Source organism: Pantoea sp. NPDC088449, from assembly GCF_044753225.1.
In the GTDB taxonomy this organism is placed as follows: Bacteria; Pseudomonadota; Gammaproteobacteria; order Enterobacterales; family Enterobacteriaceae; genus Pantoea; species Pantoea floridensis.
The window spans coordinates 1-16629 of the sequence record NZ_JBIVMT010000008.1; the positions used below are offsets into that span (position 1 = coordinate 1).

Annotated in this window: 23 protein-coding genes; 21 read left to right on the forward strand and 2 right to left on the reverse strand. The window is 57.0% G+C overall.

The window, feature by feature from the left end:
• The first annotated feature begins 56 nt into the window (after nucleotides 1-56).
• Together ACIP6T_RS23300 and ACIP6T_RS23305 are read left to right on the forward strand one after the other, a co-directional pair.
• Nucleotides 57-368, forward strand: coding sequence for a hypothetical protein (locus ACIP6T_RS23300; protein ID WP_400459373.1), 312 nt, complete (start codon nucleotides 57-59; stop codon nucleotides 366-368).
• 62 nt (nucleotides 369-430) lie between these two features.
• On the forward strand, nucleotides 431-1249 hold the full coding sequence (locus tag ACIP6T_RS23305; RefSeq protein WP_400459713.1) for a DUF932 domain-containing protein: 819 nt from the start codon (nucleotides 431-433) through the stop codon (nucleotides 1247-1249).
• A 22-nt stretch (nucleotides 1250-1271) separates the two neighbouring features.
• On the opposite strand, the gene ACIP6T_RS23310 is transcribed toward ACIP6T_RS23305, so the two are convergent.
• The gene (locus tag ACIP6T_RS23310) at nucleotides 1272-1805 is read right to left on the reverse strand and encodes a lytic transglycosylase domain-containing protein (RefSeq protein WP_400459376.1); all 534 of its coding nucleotides are present in this window, start codon (nucleotides 1803-1805) and stop codon (nucleotides 1272-1274) included.
• A gap of 614 nt (nucleotides 1806-2419) precedes the next feature.
• On the opposite strand from ACIP6T_RS23310, the gene ACIP6T_RS23315 reads away from it, so the two are divergent.
• On the forward strand, nucleotides 2420-2830 hold the full coding sequence (locus ACIP6T_RS23315; protein WP_400459379.1) for a relaxosome protein TraM: 411 nt from the start codon (nucleotides 2420-2422) through the stop codon (nucleotides 2828-2830).
• Nucleotides 2831-3394: 564 nt separating this feature from the next.
• Here ACIP6T_RS23315 and ACIP6T_RS23320 read toward each other — a convergent pair.
• On the reverse strand, nucleotides 3395-4000 hold the full coding sequence (locus ACIP6T_RS23320) for a hypothetical protein (RefSeq protein WP_400459382.1): 606 nt from the start codon (nucleotides 3998-4000) through the stop codon (nucleotides 3395-3397).
• A 208-nt stretch (nucleotides 4001-4208) separates the two neighbouring features.
• On the opposite strand from ACIP6T_RS23320, the gene ACIP6T_RS23325 reads away from it, so the two are divergent.
• The 18 genes from ACIP6T_RS23325 (at nucleotide 4209) to traU (ending at nucleotide 16628) form a co-directional block, all read left to right on the forward strand.
• On the forward strand, nucleotides 4209-4601 hold the full coding sequence (locus tag ACIP6T_RS23325) for a conjugal transfer protein TraA (protein ID WP_400459385.1): 393 nt from the start codon (nucleotides 4209-4211) through the stop codon (nucleotides 4599-4601).
• Nucleotides 4602-4608: 7 nt separating this feature from the next.
• Nucleotides 4609-4911 (forward strand): type IV conjugative transfer system protein TraL, encoded by a 303-nt coding sequence (traL, locus tag ACIP6T_RS23330; RefSeq protein ID WP_400459388.1) that lies wholly within the window; start codon nucleotides 4609-4611, stop codon nucleotides 4909-4911.
• 45 nt (nucleotides 4912-4956) lie between these two features.
• Nucleotides 4957-5556: a TraE/TraK family type IV conjugative transfer system protein gene (locus ACIP6T_RS23335; RefSeq protein WP_400459391.1), complete on the forward strand. Its 600-nt coding sequence runs from the start codon at nucleotides 4957-4959 to the stop codon at nucleotides 5554-5556.
• 4 nt (nucleotides 5557-5560) lie between these two features.
• Nucleotides 5561-6298, forward strand: coding sequence for an F-type conjugal transfer protein TraK (traK, locus tag ACIP6T_RS23340; protein WP_400459394.1), 738 nt, complete (start codon nucleotides 5561-5563; stop codon nucleotides 6296-6298).
• On the forward strand, nucleotides 6295-7680 hold the full coding sequence (gene traB, locus ACIP6T_RS23345; protein ID WP_400459397.1) for an F-type conjugal transfer pilus assembly protein TraB: 1386 nt from the start codon (nucleotides 6295-6297) through the stop codon (nucleotides 7678-7680). Before traK ends, traB begins: the two co-directional genes overlap by 4 nt.
• A gap of 12 nt (nucleotides 7681-7692) precedes the next feature.
• Nucleotides 7693-8205: a transcription/translation regulatory transformer protein RfaH gene (gene rfaH, locus ACIP6T_RS23350; protein ID WP_400459400.1), complete on the forward strand. Its 513-nt coding sequence runs from the start codon at nucleotides 7693-7695 to the stop codon at nucleotides 8203-8205.
• Nucleotides 8202-8591 carry a hypothetical protein gene (locus ACIP6T_RS23355; RefSeq protein ID WP_400459403.1) on the forward strand — a complete coding sequence of 130 codons (390 nt, stop codon included), beginning with the start codon at nucleotides 8202-8204 and terminating at the stop codon, nucleotides 8589-8591. The genes rfaH and ACIP6T_RS23355 overlap by 4 nt, the downstream gene beginning before the upstream one ends.
• A gap of 45 nt (nucleotides 8592-8636) precedes the next feature.
• Nucleotides 8637-8816, forward strand: coding sequence for a hypothetical protein (locus ACIP6T_RS23360; protein ID WP_400459406.1), 180 nt, complete (start codon nucleotides 8637-8639; stop codon nucleotides 8814-8816).
• A 194-nt stretch (nucleotides 8817-9010) separates the two neighbouring features.
• Nucleotides 9011-9556 (forward strand): type IV conjugative transfer system lipoprotein TraV, encoded by a 546-nt coding sequence (traV, locus tag ACIP6T_RS23365; protein WP_400459409.1) that lies wholly within the window; start codon nucleotides 9011-9013, stop codon nucleotides 9554-9556.
• Nucleotides 9556-9774 carry a hypothetical protein gene (locus tag ACIP6T_RS23370; RefSeq protein WP_400459412.1) on the forward strand — a complete coding sequence of 73 codons (219 nt, stop codon included), beginning with the start codon at nucleotides 9556-9558 and terminating at the stop codon, nucleotides 9772-9774. Before traV ends, ACIP6T_RS23370 begins: the two co-directional genes overlap by 1 nt.
• Nucleotides 9764-12409 carry a type IV secretion system protein TraC gene (gene traC, locus ACIP6T_RS23375; RefSeq protein ID WP_400459415.1) on the forward strand — a complete coding sequence of 882 codons (2646 nt, stop codon included), beginning with the start codon at nucleotides 9764-9766 and terminating at the stop codon, nucleotides 12407-12409. Before ACIP6T_RS23370 ends, traC begins: the two co-directional genes overlap by 11 nt.
• Before the next feature lie 13 nt (nucleotides 12410-12422).
• A complete protein-coding gene (trbI, locus tag ACIP6T_RS23380) occupies nucleotides 12423-12869 on the forward strand; it encodes a type-F conjugative transfer system protein TrbI (RefSeq protein ID WP_400459418.1) in 447 nt (148 codons plus the stop codon).
• Nucleotides 12866-13507 carry a type-F conjugative transfer system protein TraW gene (gene traW / locus ACIP6T_RS23385; protein WP_400459421.1) on the forward strand — a complete coding sequence of 214 codons (642 nt, stop codon included), beginning with the start codon at nucleotides 12866-12868 and terminating at the stop codon, nucleotides 13505-13507. The genes trbI and traW overlap by 4 nt, the downstream gene beginning before the upstream one ends.
• A complete protein-coding gene (locus ACIP6T_RS23390) occupies nucleotides 13504-13794 on the forward strand; it encodes a hypothetical protein (RefSeq protein WP_400459424.1) in 291 nt (96 codons plus the stop codon). The genes traW and ACIP6T_RS23390 overlap by 4 nt, the downstream gene beginning before the upstream one ends.
• Entirely contained in the window at nucleotides 13784-14458 is a 675-nt protein-coding gene (locus ACIP6T_RS23395; RefSeq protein WP_400459427.1) for a hypothetical protein, read from the forward strand. Before ACIP6T_RS23390 ends, ACIP6T_RS23395 begins: the two co-directional genes overlap by 11 nt.
• Nucleotides 14459-14468: 10 nt before the next feature.
• Nucleotides 14469-15257: a hypothetical protein gene (locus ACIP6T_RS23400; protein ID WP_400459430.1), complete on the forward strand. Its 789-nt coding sequence runs from the start codon at nucleotides 14469-14471 to the stop codon at nucleotides 15255-15257.
• A 40-nt stretch (nucleotides 15258-15297) separates the two neighbouring features.
• Nucleotides 15298-15639, forward strand: a complete 342-nt coding sequence (locus ACIP6T_RS23405) for a hypothetical protein (protein ID WP_400459433.1) — start codon at nucleotides 15298-15300, stop codon at nucleotides 15637-15639.
• Entirely contained in the window at nucleotides 15636-16628 is a 993-nt protein-coding gene (gene traU / locus ACIP6T_RS23410) for a conjugal transfer pilus assembly protein TraU (protein WP_400459436.1), read from the forward strand. The genes ACIP6T_RS23405 and traU overlap by 4 nt, the downstream gene beginning before the upstream one ends.
• Nucleotide 16629 lies beyond the last annotated feature (1 nt).

Consider the following 16629-nt stretch of genomic DNA (forward strand, 5'->3'; position numbering starts at 1 on the left):
CGCCGCGATGAACTCACCGAAACATGGTTTCAGCAACCGACAACAGGAGAACCAGCATGAACACACAGAACGTCAACACCGCCGCTTCTGAATCTACCGAAACACGGGTTAAGAGCCAGAAGGGTCCTGATCTGAGTCCTGCAGAATTTGCTGACCTGTATTGCTGGGTTCGGGCGAACGGTGAATTTACCGGCCTGGCGGGCGTGCAGCTGACTGCGCTGGCAGAACTGACGGTCATTGAGGAGCCCACTGACGAGCCGGAGGCGCTGAAAATTTTCGTCCATAAAGGGCATCCCGTCGCCGTGCAGGAGTATGACACCGGCTTTATCGTGATCCGGAAAAATTACGCGGTGATAGCCCTCCGCTGATTCAGTCCGAAAAAACGTACCTGTTTACCAGACTCATTTTATATATAAGGAATTTAATCATGATGCGTTTATCAGCCCGTTACGCTGCACCTACTTCTGTCCGTAAAAATAGCCCACTCACTAATGACGAACTTATTCGCGTTGTACCGAGCGCGTTTTCATCCGAAAAACATGATTCCCGTTCTGACCGTTACACGTATATTCCCACTATTACGTTGCTGGACAAACTGCGCGAGGAAGGATTTCAGCCATATTTTGCAAGCCAGTCCCGCGTTCGCGACCCGGAGCGCCGTGATTTTACAAAACACATGATCCGCATGCGGCGCGGAAATAACAATGGCGGAGAAGAAGTGCCGGAAATTGTATTGCTTAACAGTCATGATGGATCGAGCAGCTATAAAATGATCCCCGGCATTTTTCGTCAGGTTTGTACTAATGGTCTGGTGTGCTGGAAATCTTTCGGCGAAATCAGCGTGCCGCATAAAGGCGATATCGTCACCCAGGTCATTGAAGGCGCTTATGAGGTGCTAGGCGTGTTTGATAAAGTTGAAAATAATATCGACATGATGAAAGCAATTCAGGTTAATAATGAAGAGCGGCGTCTTCTCGGACAGCTCGCGCTCGAATACAAATACGACGGTAAGGAGCCGCCCGTTTCAGCGGAGCGTATTATTCAGCCGCGCGCCTGGTATGATAAAGGCACCGACCTGTGGACCGCGTTTAATATTGTGCAGGAAAATCTGATTAAAGGCGGCGTGAGCGGAAGAACGGCAAAAGGAAAAAGAACCACCACGCGACCGGTGACGGGTATCGACGGCGACATAAAACTTAATCAGGCGCTCTGGAAAATGGCAGAAGAGTTCGCAAAGCTGAAATCATGATAAAAACCCCAGTCCGCCGGGGTTATTTTTTTTCGGTGGTAACGTCGGCACTGAGAAAGCTTTCAGGTGCCGATGTTTTTTTATCTCCCTGCGTCATCCTGGCGTAAACAATATCGCGGGCAACCAGCACGCGGTAAATATTACGGATGTCGGTCGCATAGGCCCGGCGCTGTTTTATCAGCTTTGGGCTGGGTCCGGTATTATACATCCCGACGCTGTCCCAGTTCCTGCCGTACTGCCTGAAATTGTGCGCCTCGATCCACGCGCCTGTGTAAATACAGATGCACGGATCTTTCAGTAACCTTTCGCGAGTAATATCAAACTTTTTCAGCTTGCGGTAATGTGAGCTGTTAATCTGCATATTACAGACGTCGGACGTTTTATCCCGGTTCGCGTCATTAACCGCCGCATTGCGCATGTGCGACTCTTTAATTGAGTGTGCCATCAGCAGGCGCGGATCAATACCAAAATCTTTCCCCGCCTTTGTGAAACACATTTCGGGTTCGGCCTGCGCGCTGAATACAGCGGCAAAGCCAAGAGCGGCTAACCATTTCATTTTAATAATCTCACATACGCGCGCATAAAGCGGCAGGCGGGTTCGTGTGGAAAATACGCGCTCAGATCATTGCTTGCAAGATAATTCGTTACAGACGCGCACGGAGCGCTGGCTTACAACTGGCGAACACTTCCGGGGATATAAAGAATTCAGCAGGATAGCGTTATTTAGCAAGCCTCTTCTGGGAGGTACAATTCCATCACACCCCACGCAAGATTTTATCTTGCTGTTTTTTTATTTAAAATCATCTGGTTATGGTGGTCGGTATTCTTTTTTAGATTTGTATGTGTCTGTTTTGTCGTAGGAAACTACGACATTGTGGTGTCGCAACCTACGATATACTATCGTAGGTTCCTACTACCTGTTGTCGTCGCTTGCTACGATATCATATCGTAGGAATGTCGATAATCATTTCAATCATGGAGTTGGATGTCGTACAGTGTCACACCCTACGATATGATAGTGTCGTCAACGACTACCTGTATAAGCTAGCGCACCCCACATGCCTGCGCTAAAAAAAGTAGTAACGCGCTATGGCCCCGGCTGGCCTGTCGTGGCACAAATCGTCAAAAAGAATATAGCCTGAAAAATGCAGGCATTACGGAGAAAAGATAATGGGAAGAATGGGCATCTACGTTAAAGATAAAATAGAAAAGGAAATCAGGGATATTTATCTTCTGGACATACAGAATGGTGCCAGTCCGGCTGACGTCAGTCTTTCTTCGACGTGCAATGAATTACTCAGGCTAGGCCTGATTATGCACAAGGCCAAAAACAAGGAGGACACGTTTAATCAGCGGGAGTATAACCGTGAGCTGATTCGTAAAGTGAGTGGCAGTAAGGAAGGTATTATAATTCTGCTGACCATGGTGACGGAACTTTATGTGCAGTCAACTGGCGCGGGCGGCACCGAGCGCATTGATACTTTACTGAGCCAGTACCTTGCTGAAATTGATAATTCTGAAAGTGAAGCTGACAGTCGACACTTTGTCAGGCCGGAAGAAAGCGGAAATCAGGATGACTGAAAAATAAAATCAATACGCCATCAGAGTGAACGCACATAAGTCACTCTAGAAATAATTTTTTATCTCTCTGATTATCCAGACCGTAGAGTCATTTACTGTGTCAGATGAGTGAGCACGTAAACACCCTGTCGACGACTGCACTGATAGTGCTTATAGTGCCGGGATGGCAAGCGGTGTTATTTACAGGCACTCAACCTGTCCTGTAAATGATGCCGCGTTATTTCTGTCAAAGAATAAGAGCCACTCAGGACGAAATATGCTCATTACCTCATCAGGAAAGAAAAATTAAAGGGGAGAGATTAGGGAACTTCGTTATCACGATAACTTATAAAAGGATGAGGGCAGGGCAGACCTTACAAAAAAGCAACAGGTCACCCTGACCGGCCAGAAGAAAATTTTTGTGTGTCCCTTAAAGTAACTTACGCCGCGAAGCCGCCATGAAAACGGACAGGCAACCTCTACGGCGCATGAGAACATCCATTCGCTGTGAAAATAGTTAAGTTAATTTGAGAAATTGCCGACAGGTTATTTTTATTACCCATCTATCGATCACGGCATCATGCCTTAAGACTCTTTATCTTTTCCTGCAATGGGGTTCTCTGCCACGACAACCTTATCCAGTATAAACTCATCAAATAATATGGCGAGCTCACGCAAGCGCTTTACCTCTTCATTCTCCGGGAGCTGCTGTTCCGTTAAATAGTTCAGAGAATCCAGAAGGCGCTCCTGTATTTCCATGTTCATGCTTCTGCGATTAAAGCGGGCACTGATTTCCATATCCCGCCTGAGGTTTTCAGGAAAGCTACTGCTGAACGAACGATTTTTGCCAGGAACGAATGGTTTTTTTTCAGTCAGCGCATCATCTTTCACCTGATATTCAGCCCGGATTACATCAAGCCTTGACTGAATAAATTCATCAAACATCCTCGCCAGCGCAACAAGCCGCTGCCCCTCATCAGTTTTAATTACGTGCCGGCGGGGAGAAAAGTGCAGAGACGAAATAAGCCGACTGATGATTTCATCATTCGTGGTATATCGCCGCACCCGCGCTGCCACGCGCAATTCCATCAGCAGGTTTTCAGGAAGCCATAACTTCCGGTACTGCATTTCCCCCCTGGCATACTTCCGCGGACGCCCCCGGCCATCACCCATTTTTTCTTTAACTTTCATTTTTATCACCCCTCAAGAGGCTCACCCTGGACAGGCTGCAAGCGTACGCCACGCCCATTCAGGATTAATCCTAAAAAACATGATGAGAGACCTTAAAAGCGTGACATGCGTCACAGATTTTTTTTTTTTGAGAAAATGTACACTTACGGCGCGTTACGTCTGCTTACGCACACTGACATTTCCTTAACTCAAATCGAGGGTTTTATACATGAAAGTTGTCACGTCACACCCGGCAATGGTGCAGGGGGCTGCGGGAGCCTGCCCGGTGCACAGCGAAGGGATGCCACAGGGACTTATCGGCGCGACCCGTCGCGCCTTTAGCCTTCTTTACCGTCACCGCGCTAACGTGCTGCTCATCTGCCTGGCCGTAATGTTCTTTGCGCTGCCGCACCTGGTGCGCGCCGAGGACCTGCTGTCCGGCCAGAAGCAGGACGCCAAGGATACGTTCGGCCATGGCAGCACCGTTGAGTGGGGGATTTACATCGGCGAAATCATCCTTTCCCTTGCCGCTTACATCAAAGTACGTAACCCGATGATTCTGGTTGGCGGCATCCCATTCCTGCTTATCGTCACCAAAATCTTCTACAGCCTCGCCGGCTGACCCCGTCATGGACAGGGAATCGCTTCAGTATCAGTTCCCGGAAACCCTCAATCAGCAGAAACGCCTTGCCGGACTCCCCACGGAGGAAGCCGTGCTCATTATTGCGTGCGGCATCATCGGCTTCGCCTGCGACATGTTCATCGTGATGCTGATTGTGGCCGGCGCGCTCTGGCTGTTAGTCCGCCACCTGAAGAAGGGGCAGGGCACCTGGTGGCTCATGAACCTTCTTTACTGGTACCTGCCGACTGCGCTGCTCCGGCTGCAGTTCCGCCGCGTGCCCGACTCGGGCAACCGGCACTGGATGCAGTAAACCGCGCGCCGCCCCCGGGTGGCGCTTATCAAAAGGAAAACGCATATGAAGTATCAGGTCCGGGAGGGGCGCAACCGGGTAATTATTCTGGCGCTGACCGTGCTGACGCTGCTCGTGTTCACCCTCGCCATCGGCAACGTCGTGACCGGCGCGCTGGCGTGGCATTTTGCAAAAAAGCAGAGGACCGTCACCACACCGATGATGTTTGACCGCCCGTTCGTCTCTGATTCCGCCTCCGGAGACGCGGCCTTAAACGGCATGCTCGTGCGCTCTTTCGTCAACCTCCGCCTTTCCGTCACGCCCGAAACTGTGGACAGCCAGCACGCCGCCCTGCTGCGCTTCGTTCCGGCCGACTACCGTGACGACATAAAAAAGCAGCTCGCCGCCGAAGCTGAATACATCAAAAAGTACGGCGTGTCCTCCGTGTTCCGCATTGATGATGAAATCACCGACACCACCACCGGTGACATCATCGCGCAGGGCACGCTGAGCGCCAGCACCACCAACGGCAACCTGAAGATTTCGCTTCCGGATGCGCACAAAGCCTACCGGCTCAGCGTGCACTACGTGGACGGCCTTATCCGCCTGACGGCCTTCCCCGAGGTGACCTGGACCCAACCTGAACGCCGCCCGCAACAGGACTGAACCGATGAAAATGACCCTTTCCGCCCTGGCCGTTACCGGCGCGCTGGCACTGCTGCCGGCCGCCGTGATGGCCGCAGTCCCTGGCCCGACCGGGACGCCGTTCGAAAACAATGCGCACCTGAAGGCGCAGATGAGCAACTCCAGCCCTAACAAAATCATTATCGACGGTGAGCTGATTACCGGCATTACCGGTCCGGACAACGCCTATACCAAAGCCAATACAGCCGACGGGGCGCTGCTTATCACGCCACTTACCGGACAGGACTTCACCATCTTCCTGGAAACTGCCGGCGGCGTCGGCGTGTCGATCGACGTATCACCCAAACCCGGTAATGGCCGCACGCTTCATCTGATACCGGTGGACGTGCCGCTCAGGTCCAACCCGGATGCGAAGGTGTGGGAGGAAAGTCAGCCCTTCCAGAAAACGCTTGTGAGCGTGGCCCGCAGCGTCGTCAACGGTGACGTGCCGGAAAACTACGCCGAGGTGAAAGCCTCGCGCGGTCCTGCCTATAACCCGCCCGCCGGCGTACTGCTGACCCCGGAGCGCCAGCTGGCCGGGTCGCACCTGCGTGTGATGCGTTACCGGATGAAAAATACCGGTTACGTAACGCGGGCGCTCAGCGAGAAGCAATTCTGGCAGAAGGGCGTGCGTGCAGTGATGCTCTCCACGCGCACCCTGTACGCAAATGGAGAAGGTTTCGTGTGGGTGATTTTCTCCACTGACGCGGAGGGCGGGGCATGAGCAACATCAATACCGCCACGCGTCGCCGTCAGTGGATGATTGCCGGTGTATCTGCCGCGGTCATGCTGGCGATGGGCGGTGGCATCTGGGCTTACTCGCACTATCAGGCAGAACAGAACCGCCCTGCGCCCAAAGCGGTGCCGAACATGACCGGCGGCCTGGTGAACACCTCCTTTACCGAGGGCGTGGCCACCTCCGCGCTGCAGCAGCAGCAGAACAAGACCGCGGGCCTTGAGCGGAACCTCGGCGAGCTGAGCAGCTCGCTGAAAAACCAGAATGATGAGCTGAAAAAGCAGCTCTCCACCCTGGCAGACGCTATCAGTCAGCTGCAGACGCAGCAGGCGCAGGGGAGCAAACCGAATTCCCCGCCCGCCGGCACACCACCGCCGGGCGCGCAGCCACCAGGCCTGCCGGTCTCCACCGGGCCTGCCGGTCCCGCGCAGTGGAACATCAGTAACCCCGGAAGCGGACCTGCCGCAGGACAGGGCGGACAGTTCTACCCCACGCAGGGGCAGGGCTTTTATCCGGGCTCCGGTACGGTCCGCCCGGGCGGACTGAGTCGCGACACCTTCACCTACGCCGCGCTCACGGACAAAAAGACGAAGCTGCCGTGGATACCTTCCGGTTCATTCTCCGAAGCGGTCATGATTGAAGGTGCCGATGCTAACGCCAGCGTGACCGGTCAGCAGAATACCTCGCCGGTCGTTATCACTCTGCTTGGCGACGTCTCCATGCCAAACGGGAAAACCTGGAACATGGACCAGTGCCGCGTCACCGGCGAAATGTACGGTGATATCTCCAGCGAACGCGGTGAGGTGCGCACTAAAAACATCAGCTGCATCCTGAAAAACGGCAAGCACATCGACATGCCGTTTGATGGCCACGTCTCCTTCCAGGGCAAGGTGGGCATTCGCGGTAAACCGGTCATGCGTAACGGCGCCATCATTGCCAACGCCGGTGCGGCGGGCCTTCTTTCCGGCTTCGGCGAGGGCATCAAATCAGCCGCTACGCCAGCGGTCGGTCTCGGTGCCAGCGCCTCCGTGGGTGCCGGCGACATCTTTAAACAGGGCATCGGTGGAGGTGCCAGCAAGGCGGCGGATACGCTGAGCCAGTACTGGATTAAGCGCGCCGAGCAGTATCACCCGGTGATTGATATCGGCGCCGGCAATGCCGTGACCGTGGTGTTCCAGCAGGGCTTCCGTCTGGAAACTATTGAGGATGCTGACGCCGAAAAAGCCAGGAAAGAGGCACCGGAGTCGGCCGTTCAGCAGACTGCAGCGGTCACGCCGGCGAACAGCGGCGGCAACAGCGCGCCGGTGTTAAACCCCGATGAAGTTCTGCGTCAGGCCAGCCAGCTACGCCTCGGCGACACAATTAACTGACAGGAGTGAGAGATGGAAAACTGGTACGTGGCACAGACAAAGCACGCTCAGGAAAAGCGCGCCCGACAGCATCTGGAAGACCAGGGGGTGACCTGCCTGCTGCCGGTGTTTTCACGGGTTCGCCTGCGCAACGGCAGGGTCAGAGACATCGCACCGCAGCCGCTTTTCCCGGGATATCTCTTTGTGCGCTTCGACCCGGATGTGGTACACACCACCGCCATCAAAGGCACGCGCGGCATTTCCACTCTTATCAGCTTTGGTGGTCTGCCATCCGTGGTGCCTGACCACGTTATCACGCAGCTGGAGGCGGGCTGGGAGGGCGCGCCGGTGACGACGGATGCGCCCGTAAACGGTGACCGCGTGATGATTGAGGACGGGGCCTTTGAGGGGCTGGAGGCGGTGTGGTGCGAACCGGACGGCATGAAGCGCGCCATTCTGCTGCTGACCCTGATGAACCGGCAGGTACGCGTGCCGGTGGAAAGCCACCTGCGCTTTCACATCACCGCGCGCGGGGTGGCCGCATGATTAAGACATGTAATGGCTGGCTAAAAAAAGTCGAACGCTATGAGATTTATATTCTGGCGGCCCTGCTGCTGCTAAATGCTCTTGTGGTGGCAGCCGGAAGACGAGCGGGGGTGAGTGATTTTCCGGACTGGTCGCTCTGGCAGGCATCGTTCGTTGTATCAATCCTGTCTGTCTGGTCGTTAAAGCATACAAGCATGGGTTCATCAACTTATGCAGTCTTCGTGGTGATTTTTTTCTGGATTTTGCTGCCAGCCGTTTATCTCGTAATGGCGCTATGGCGCTGGCAGTTACCGGCCGCGGACTTCAGGTGGCTGATGCTCACTGCCATGTATTCAACGGCCAGTGTCTGGATGCTTGCCTTTTATGATTACATGATGAGGGAGTGAAAAGTGGCGAGCTGCAAAGAGAGATGTCACTGGTTAGGGGTAACGATGAATAAACGCACCGATCGGGAACAGCGCATCCGCCTCTGCGCGCTGCAGCTTCGTTACCGTCGCGCCTGGCAGGCGAAGGCGGACAGCTGTCAGCTGGCAACGATGCTGACAGAAATTGAGGCCCTGCAGCGGCGCCTTGCCGTGAACGAGGTTCAGCCGGAGGCTGTATGCAAATAACTTTTGAACGGCTGGCGGTGATAAGCCTGCTGGCCTGTTTCACCGCCGCTCTTTCGCTTCTGCTGCACCAGTTCGGCTGAGCGCACCGGAATATAAAAATCATACTGCAGCCTTCACCAGGGCTCATCCGCACCACACGAATAACCTGCTTTCATCTATAACCCATGCGGCACGGCCGCCTTGAGGAAACCATTATGCAAAAACTCTTTGCGTGCGCACTGCTGTGCGCTGCGCTGACCGGCTGCGCCGGGATGAACTCTGACTTTGACTGTAACAAAACCGCCACAGACCAGTGCCTGTCAATGTCGGAAGCAAGCCACCTCGCTTCAAAAGGTAAGAGCCTTGACGATCTGACCGCCCAGAAGGAGGCCGGCCCAAAGCCTGCCGCTGAGGCGCTGGCGACGCCCGGCAATGTGAAACCCGCCGTGAACCCTTACCGTCCTGTCAGTGCAGCAACCCTTGCTCCCCACCCCGTTTCCGGCCTGGCGCCGAGCGCGGGAACTCTCCGCGCATCCACGGCGCCGGTTCGCACGTCAGCACCCGCCACTCCCGTTGTTCCTGGCGACTACAGCGGACCGGGACAGGTAGACGCCCGCCGCATTCCTGACGCGACACAGCGCCTGTGGATCGCGCCATGGGTAGACGAGCAGGACAGCTTCCATCAGCCCGCCGTGGTGGAGTTCGTGAAGCAGAAATCACGCTGGGATGAAGACTTCCGCGTCATCAGCGAGGGGGAATAATGAAAAAGCGATTTTCTTTCTGTGCTGCGCATGAGCAGCGGGCGCCCGCTGCGTCTGCGGTCGCACTGCATCACCGGGTCAGGCCCGGCGTGGATGTGCCCCTTTATGGGCACGCCATTGTGCACAGTACGCCCGGAGCCGGAAAATCCGCGCTCTTTCATACCCTGATAAAGGCCGCACTGAAAACAGAACGCGCCGGAGGTCAGCATGATCAGTAACGTTATCGATCACCTCGCCGGCATTCTCAGCAGCAGCCGGGACGAGGGGGGCGCGAAGATGGCGCGCCAGAAGCTGCAGGAGAGCTTCAGCTATCCCTCGCTGACCAGCCTGCTGCCATGGCGCGAGTTTGATGAAAAGTCGGAACTTTTCATCAACGCCCGCTCGGTTGGCTTCATTATGGAAGTGGCCCCGCTCGCCGGTGCCAATCAGCAGGTGGTGCAGGCGCTGGACGACCTGTTACGCAAGAAACTGCCGCGTAAAACGCCGGTTACGGTGCTGATGGTGGCCAGCAAGTGCGTGGGAGACATGCTGGAAAACGGGCTCAGCCGCGACATGTGGAAGGGCGACATGGCGCCGCGTCTGAACGCCATTACCAAAGCCTTCTGGGAGCGTTCTGCGCTGAAAGGGCTGGCCAACGAACGTGAGTATCCGCTGTATCTTCGCAACTACCGTGTGTTTCTGGTGTATGCCCATCCCGGCACCGGCGGCATAAAGTCTATGGATGCGGTGGCGCAGGTGCGCGAAACGCTTCGCGTTTCTATGCTTGCCGCGCATATGGACACGCGGCGCGTGGGGCCCTCGGAGTTTTTGTCCGTCATCCGCGAGCAGCTTAACTATCGTCCCGGCCAGGTAAGCGGCGCCAGCGAGCACTGGAATCCGGAGCAGGAGCTGCACCGACAGTGCGTGGACACCAGTACCGAGATGGAGGTCCATCCCGATCACCTGCGACTCACCACGGCGCGTCAGACCGGTGACAGGGCCGTCAGTGACGACAGTGAAACCGCGGTTGTCAGCACGCGCATCGTGAACATGCAGCTGACGAAAGTACCTAAGCAGTTCGCACTGTGGCAGGCGGCGGACAACCTGCAGAACATGCGTTTCCCGGACCTGGGCATTCCCTGTCCGTTCCTGCTGAGCTGGACTATCTGCGTCGAGGAACAGGTCAGCAGCCAGAATGAGGCGTTCCGTAAAGAGCAGGATATGGGCAAAAAAGCCAACTCCTCCTACGGCAAGCTGTTTCCCAATACGCAGCGCACCTACGAGGAGTGGCGTGACCTGCGCATGGGGCTGGCCAGCAATGAAATTGCCATGTGTAGCTTTAATTTCAACCTGACGCTGTTCACGCCCGACAGCGACAGCGAACAGCAGCGCTGTGAGCTCTCGGCTATTAACGTGTTCCGTAAAAATGACCTCGAAATGTCCACCCCGCGTTATCAGCAGCTCCGCAACTGGCTGACTTCGCTACCGTTCCTGATGCAGGAAGGGCTGTGGGACGACATGAAGCTCATGAATGCCACCCTGCGCTGTAAAAGCTTTAACGCCGTCAACCTCATGCCGGTGGTGGCTGAGCGTCAGATGGCGGCCTCCGGCAGCCCGCTGCCTACCTACCGCAACGCGCTGGCCTTCTTTGACATGTTCAGCGAAAGCAACGGGGCTACTAACTTCAATATTGCGGTAACCGGCACCACCGGTGCCGGCAAAAGCTTCTTCATTCAGGAAATCCTGCGGCAGGTGCTTAACTCCGGCGGCTTTGGCTGGGTTATCGATATGGGAGGAAGCTACAAAAACTTCTGCCGGCAGGCAGGCGGATCTTACCTGGACGGTGCGACGCTGCGCTTTAACCCGTTCGCCAACGTGCGGAACATCAAGGAGTCTGCGGAGGGCATTCAGGGGCTGCTTACCGTACTGGCCAGCCCCAACGAACCGCTAGATAAGGTCAGCGAAACCATCCTGCTCAAGGGGGTGGTGGCGGCATACGAGGCCAAACAGAACAAAGCACGCATCGATGACGTGGTGCTCTACATGAAGTCAGCGGGTGTTAGAGAGGAATATGGCCAGCAGCCGACCATCATGAACCGCATCAACGAGCTGGTTCTGCTGCTGGACCGCTGGTGCACGTGGGGAGCCAACGGCGATTACTTTAACTCGGACAATCCTACGCTTGACGGCGACACACGCTTCGCGGTGCTGGAACTGCTGAGCCTGGAAAATCAGCCGCACCTGCTCTCCGCCATCCTGTACTCGCTCATTCTGGCCATTCAGGAAAAAATGTACCACTCGCCGCGCAGCCTGAAGAAGGTAGCCATTATCGACGAGGCCTGGCGTCTGTTCAGCGGCTCAAATCCGCACGCCGCCCGCTTCATCGAAACCGGCTACCGTACGGTACGACGCCACCGCGGCGCATTTATCACGATCACGCAGGGCATCAAGGACTTCACCGGTACCAGGGATCAGGCTGCACCGCCTGCGGCCGCGGCCGCGTGGGACTGCTCCGGTACCAAAGTGACGCTGCTGCAGGACGCGAAGGCGTTCAAAACCTACCTTAATTCCAACCCGGACCAGTTCAGCGAAGTTGAGACGCAGGTTATTCGTGGCTTCCAGCCCGCGCGTGATACCGGCTTCAGCTCGGTGATGATTTCCACGGGCGAAAACAGTTCGTTCCACCGGGTATTCGTCGATCCGGTGACGCGCGCCATGTTCAGCACCCGCGGGGAAGACTACCAGTACATGACCGAGGCGCAGAAGCACGGTGCGACCAGCGAGGAAGCGGCATACCTGCTGGCCTGCGAGCCGCACATGTATCAGGCCGAAATGCAGGAGCTGGAGCGCTGGGCAGGTCTTGCCACTTCTTAAATGAGGAAACGATATGCAGGAAGACAAGCAGCCGTCCACACAGGTGGACGGTGAAGCCGCAGGGGAACTGAATGTGCGTGACGGCGCGATCATAAAACCGGCGCCCGGTCTGCTGAGCCGCCGGGGTGTTCACCCTGCCGCCTTCGCAGTGCTGGTTATCGCACTAAGCGCGGGCGTCAGCGCGCTGGTTGCGAAGGCCGTGCAGCCCGGTTACGTGGTGTTCGACATGAAAGGCACCATCGACACCTTCCGGCTGCAGACGGCACAGACGCCGCTGGACGAAAAGGCCGTTACTGCGCTAACGACGCGATTCGGCACGGCGCTTGACGCCAGCCTGTCGGACTGGCAGGCCGCACACGGTGGGGTAATCCTCGTGAAAGGGGCCGTAGTTGCGGGCGTTACCGACATTACGCCGCTGATTCAGGCCGACATTGCGCGCCAGATGCAGGGGGCGCAATGAGGCTACGGCCAGCGGTCAGGCTGCTCACTACAGCAGCGGTCGTGCTCACTACAGTGGTCATCCAGCCCGCTGATGCTAAGGAACTCGGCACCATCGGCCACCTTTTTCCCATTGCCGAGCCCGATCTGCTGACCTTCATCGGTCAGCGCCTGCAGGGCATGAAGGACAGCGGCGAGATGGACCGGCTGCAGCGGGAAGCGGAAGCGCGGGTGAAAGCGCATGCCGTGCGGCCCGCACCGGTGGCCGGACTGACTCCAGCGAAGACGGACCGCACGTTCCTGTATGACCCGACCTTTACTGTGCGGGAAACCATCCGGGACATGCGCGGAAACGTCATCGCGCGGGCGGGGGATAAGGTCAATCCGCTGGATAAGGTGTCCTACAGCGAAAAGCTTTTCTTCGTTGACGGTGATAACCCGCAGCAGATGGCGTGGCTGAAGCCGCAACTTGCGGGGCAGCAAAACTTTAAGGTCATTCTGGTGAAGGGCAACGTGCACGACAGCAGCATCGCGCTGGACGAGCCGGTGTACTTCGACCAGTACGGCACGTTAACAACAAAATTCGGCTTTGAGCATACGCCGGTGCGCATCACGCGTGCTGAAAAAATGCTGAAGGTGGAGGAGGTGGCGCTGAAATGAGTCACAACACACGGGGGCAGACGGCCCCGCAGAAAGTAAAACGTCATAACGCCCAGGTTCGCCTGGACGACGATGATAAATCCGGGCTTCGCCGCATGACCGCAGAGTTTCCGCTTTATTCTGAGTCGGTGATCCTGCGCGCGGCGCTGCAGACCCTGCTGGCGTGCAGTGGAGAAGTGCGGTCAGCGATTGTGCTGGCTTCGCTGACGGACAAAGACGTGGGTGAGGTGATGCGCCGCCACGGCATGCAGCCGGCAACGGAAGGTGAGGGTACTCATGCAGAATGAACTGCTGCCGCGACTGGTTAATGACTGGAAATCTTCTGAGGCGCCAGCCGTGCAGCCGGTCTGGAGCGCGCCCGCGCCGAAGCCCGCGTGTCGCGCGGAAATTTCGCTTTCGCCGGCGAGTATTCGTGCACTCGGTGACCTGACGGATCATCTGCCCGCGGTCGGTTTATTCCTTATGCTGCTGGTGCTGTCCGTTGTGATGGTTCGTCTGGGCAGGGTGTTCCCTGCAAAGCAGGCGGATCGGACTGATGCATTCAGCGTTCGCCACGGAACGTCAGTTCCCGTGCCGGCGCCGTTCGGCAGTCCGGCGATGGCTGCACGTGCACTTGCGCATGAGGAAACCGCGTACTGGCAGCAGCTGCTGGCCGCTTTCGCAGCCGCCATTGAGGCGGAAGGTTACACCTTCGGCACCGATGCACGGGCAAAAGTGGCGTTACCGCACGACATGCGCGCGCTGGCAGGTGCGGCGATTGTGAAAGCGCGCTCACGCCATATATCGCCGCAGCGGAGTGATGGCGATCTTGAAGAGTTCCTGCAGCAGGCCGCGAGAGACGGTTATGCGGGCAGCTGGGCGGACTGGTGTCAGCGCGGCGCAGAGGCGGCCGGCTGGTATGTCATCAGGCGTGAGGTGAGCCAGCCGGCTGACCGCGCGGCAACGGAGTGAGGAGCAGAATATGACATACGCCGAAACAGGCATTTTGTCCTTAATAGGCGTCCTGGCAGGGGGAGGGTTAATTAACCTTGTTAACTTTCATCTTGAAAGTTCGCGTGGTCGTAAAAAGGTCCCTCCTGAAGAACAGCCCCTTCACCGGAATGACCTGGAAAAGGCCGAAGAGGAATACAACGCGAAGCTGCAGCGCCTCGGCGTGACCGACAGATGGTTCCGGCACGCGTGGCCGCTCACGCAGATAAGCCTGATGTGGTGCGGGCCGCCTGGCTCACTCACGAGCAGCATTCCGGCGGCGCTGCGGGCGGCGTCCGGAGAACTGTCGCGCAATGGCGCAGGGGATTTCAGCTGGGGCTGTCTCGCTGACGCGGGGATTGCGCCGGGCCTGATGTGGCACATTGCCTCACGGATCAACGAAACGGGACCGTCCGTGTTTATTGATGAGTACGGCAGTAAAACCCGCCCCGGGGCGTGGCGCCGCGGGTTTAAATACGTCCTGATGCCCGACAGCCAGGCGCGCGTGGTCATCCTGCTGCAGGGCACCCGGCACACCACCGCAGAGATGCTTTCACTTTATCTGTCAGAAGTAGCAGAGAGTCTTGAGAAGGGTGATGCAGACGGAGCGGCGCATGCTGACGACTGCGGCTGGGCCTTTCGAACGTTCGCTGCGGTGACGGCTGCCGATGAGCACAATTCACCCCCGTTTCCTCCCTGCGTCGCGCAGGCTGTTCGTTCCTCGCGTGCGCTGCGGTACGCCTCAGCCTGCACCCCGCAGGCAGGCCCGATTAACGTCTGACCCCGGCAGTCCCGCTGCCACAACGATGGAATCTCACCTTATGACACACCCCGCTGAAATATCGGCTCAGCCGGTCGTGCGCGATCGCTGGGGCGGCTGGACGCATACTGACTTTTTCCTGCCGGCAGACGGCAATGAGTACCCTCAGCCGGGGGAGTTTGAGGCGTGGCTTGCCCTTCACAATCTTCAGTCGGCCACCGCCTGGATGGAAAACGACGTGCCGGAGTGGATGATGGAGGCTTACTGGAAAACGGGTAACTGCAGCAGCTGGCAGCCGTCCGGACCGGCTGGTGATGGCTGGTTTACCGGAAGCATCCACGATACGGACGACGGCCCGGTGTGCGTCTGGCTCCGTAAAAAACTGGAGGCGCACGACGTATGAAGCGCACTCTCCTCATTTTATGTTTGCTGGTCAGCGTCATCATCGCAAAGCCGGCAATGGCCGCCGCCAGTAACGCCGGTGATGGCCGCTGGGTAAATCCCATCAGCGATGTCTGCTGGAAGTGCCTGTTTCCCATGACACTTGGCAGTATTCAGCTGGCATCGGGTGCGCATCCGGATACGCCCAATCCGGCCTCGCCCATACAGCTCTGTCCGGTAGGAATACTTTACCGGCTGGGACTGGCCATCGGGTTCTGGGAGCCAATGGCTATGACAGATGTCACGCGCGAACCGGGTGTGATGGTTAACATGGGCGGTTTTAAGATTGACCTCGGGCGCACCGGCACCGGGCGCGGCGGACAAAGTGATGCGCCTGCGCCCGGCAGCTTTTACCACGTGCACTGGTACAAATATCCACTGATTTTCTGGCTCAATATCATCACAAGCGTGGGCTGCATGCAGACCGGTGACATGGATATTGCCTACCTCTCCGAGGTGGACCCGCTCTGGAATGACAGCACGCTGGCGATGATTTTAAACCCGGAAGTTGCGCTGTTCAGTAACCTGCTGGCACAGGGCGCATGCGCGGCGGACTCTATCGCCTCCACCGCAGGCGTACCACTCGACCCGTTATTCTGGTGTGCCGGCGCGCAGGGTTCGATGTACCCATTCACCGGCTATACGAGCAATGAATTTTCTCCTCTTGAGGCCTCGCTTCTGGTCAGCGAGCGCATGGCTTTCAAGCTGCATCGCGAGGGACTGGTCTGGGAAACGGTAGGAGCCGACACGGCCGTGTGCTTCGAATATCCGTCACCCATTATTCCCAAGTCACGCTGGCGCTATCAGATGGTGAACATGTACCCCGAACCCAGCGACTGCCACCCGTTTGGCACTACCACGCAGCTGTGGGGCAGTACGCACAACTCCCCGGAGTCGAAGAAAAACTTCGGCTTCCTCATGTGGCGAAAGCGCAACTGCGTTTTCCTGTAAG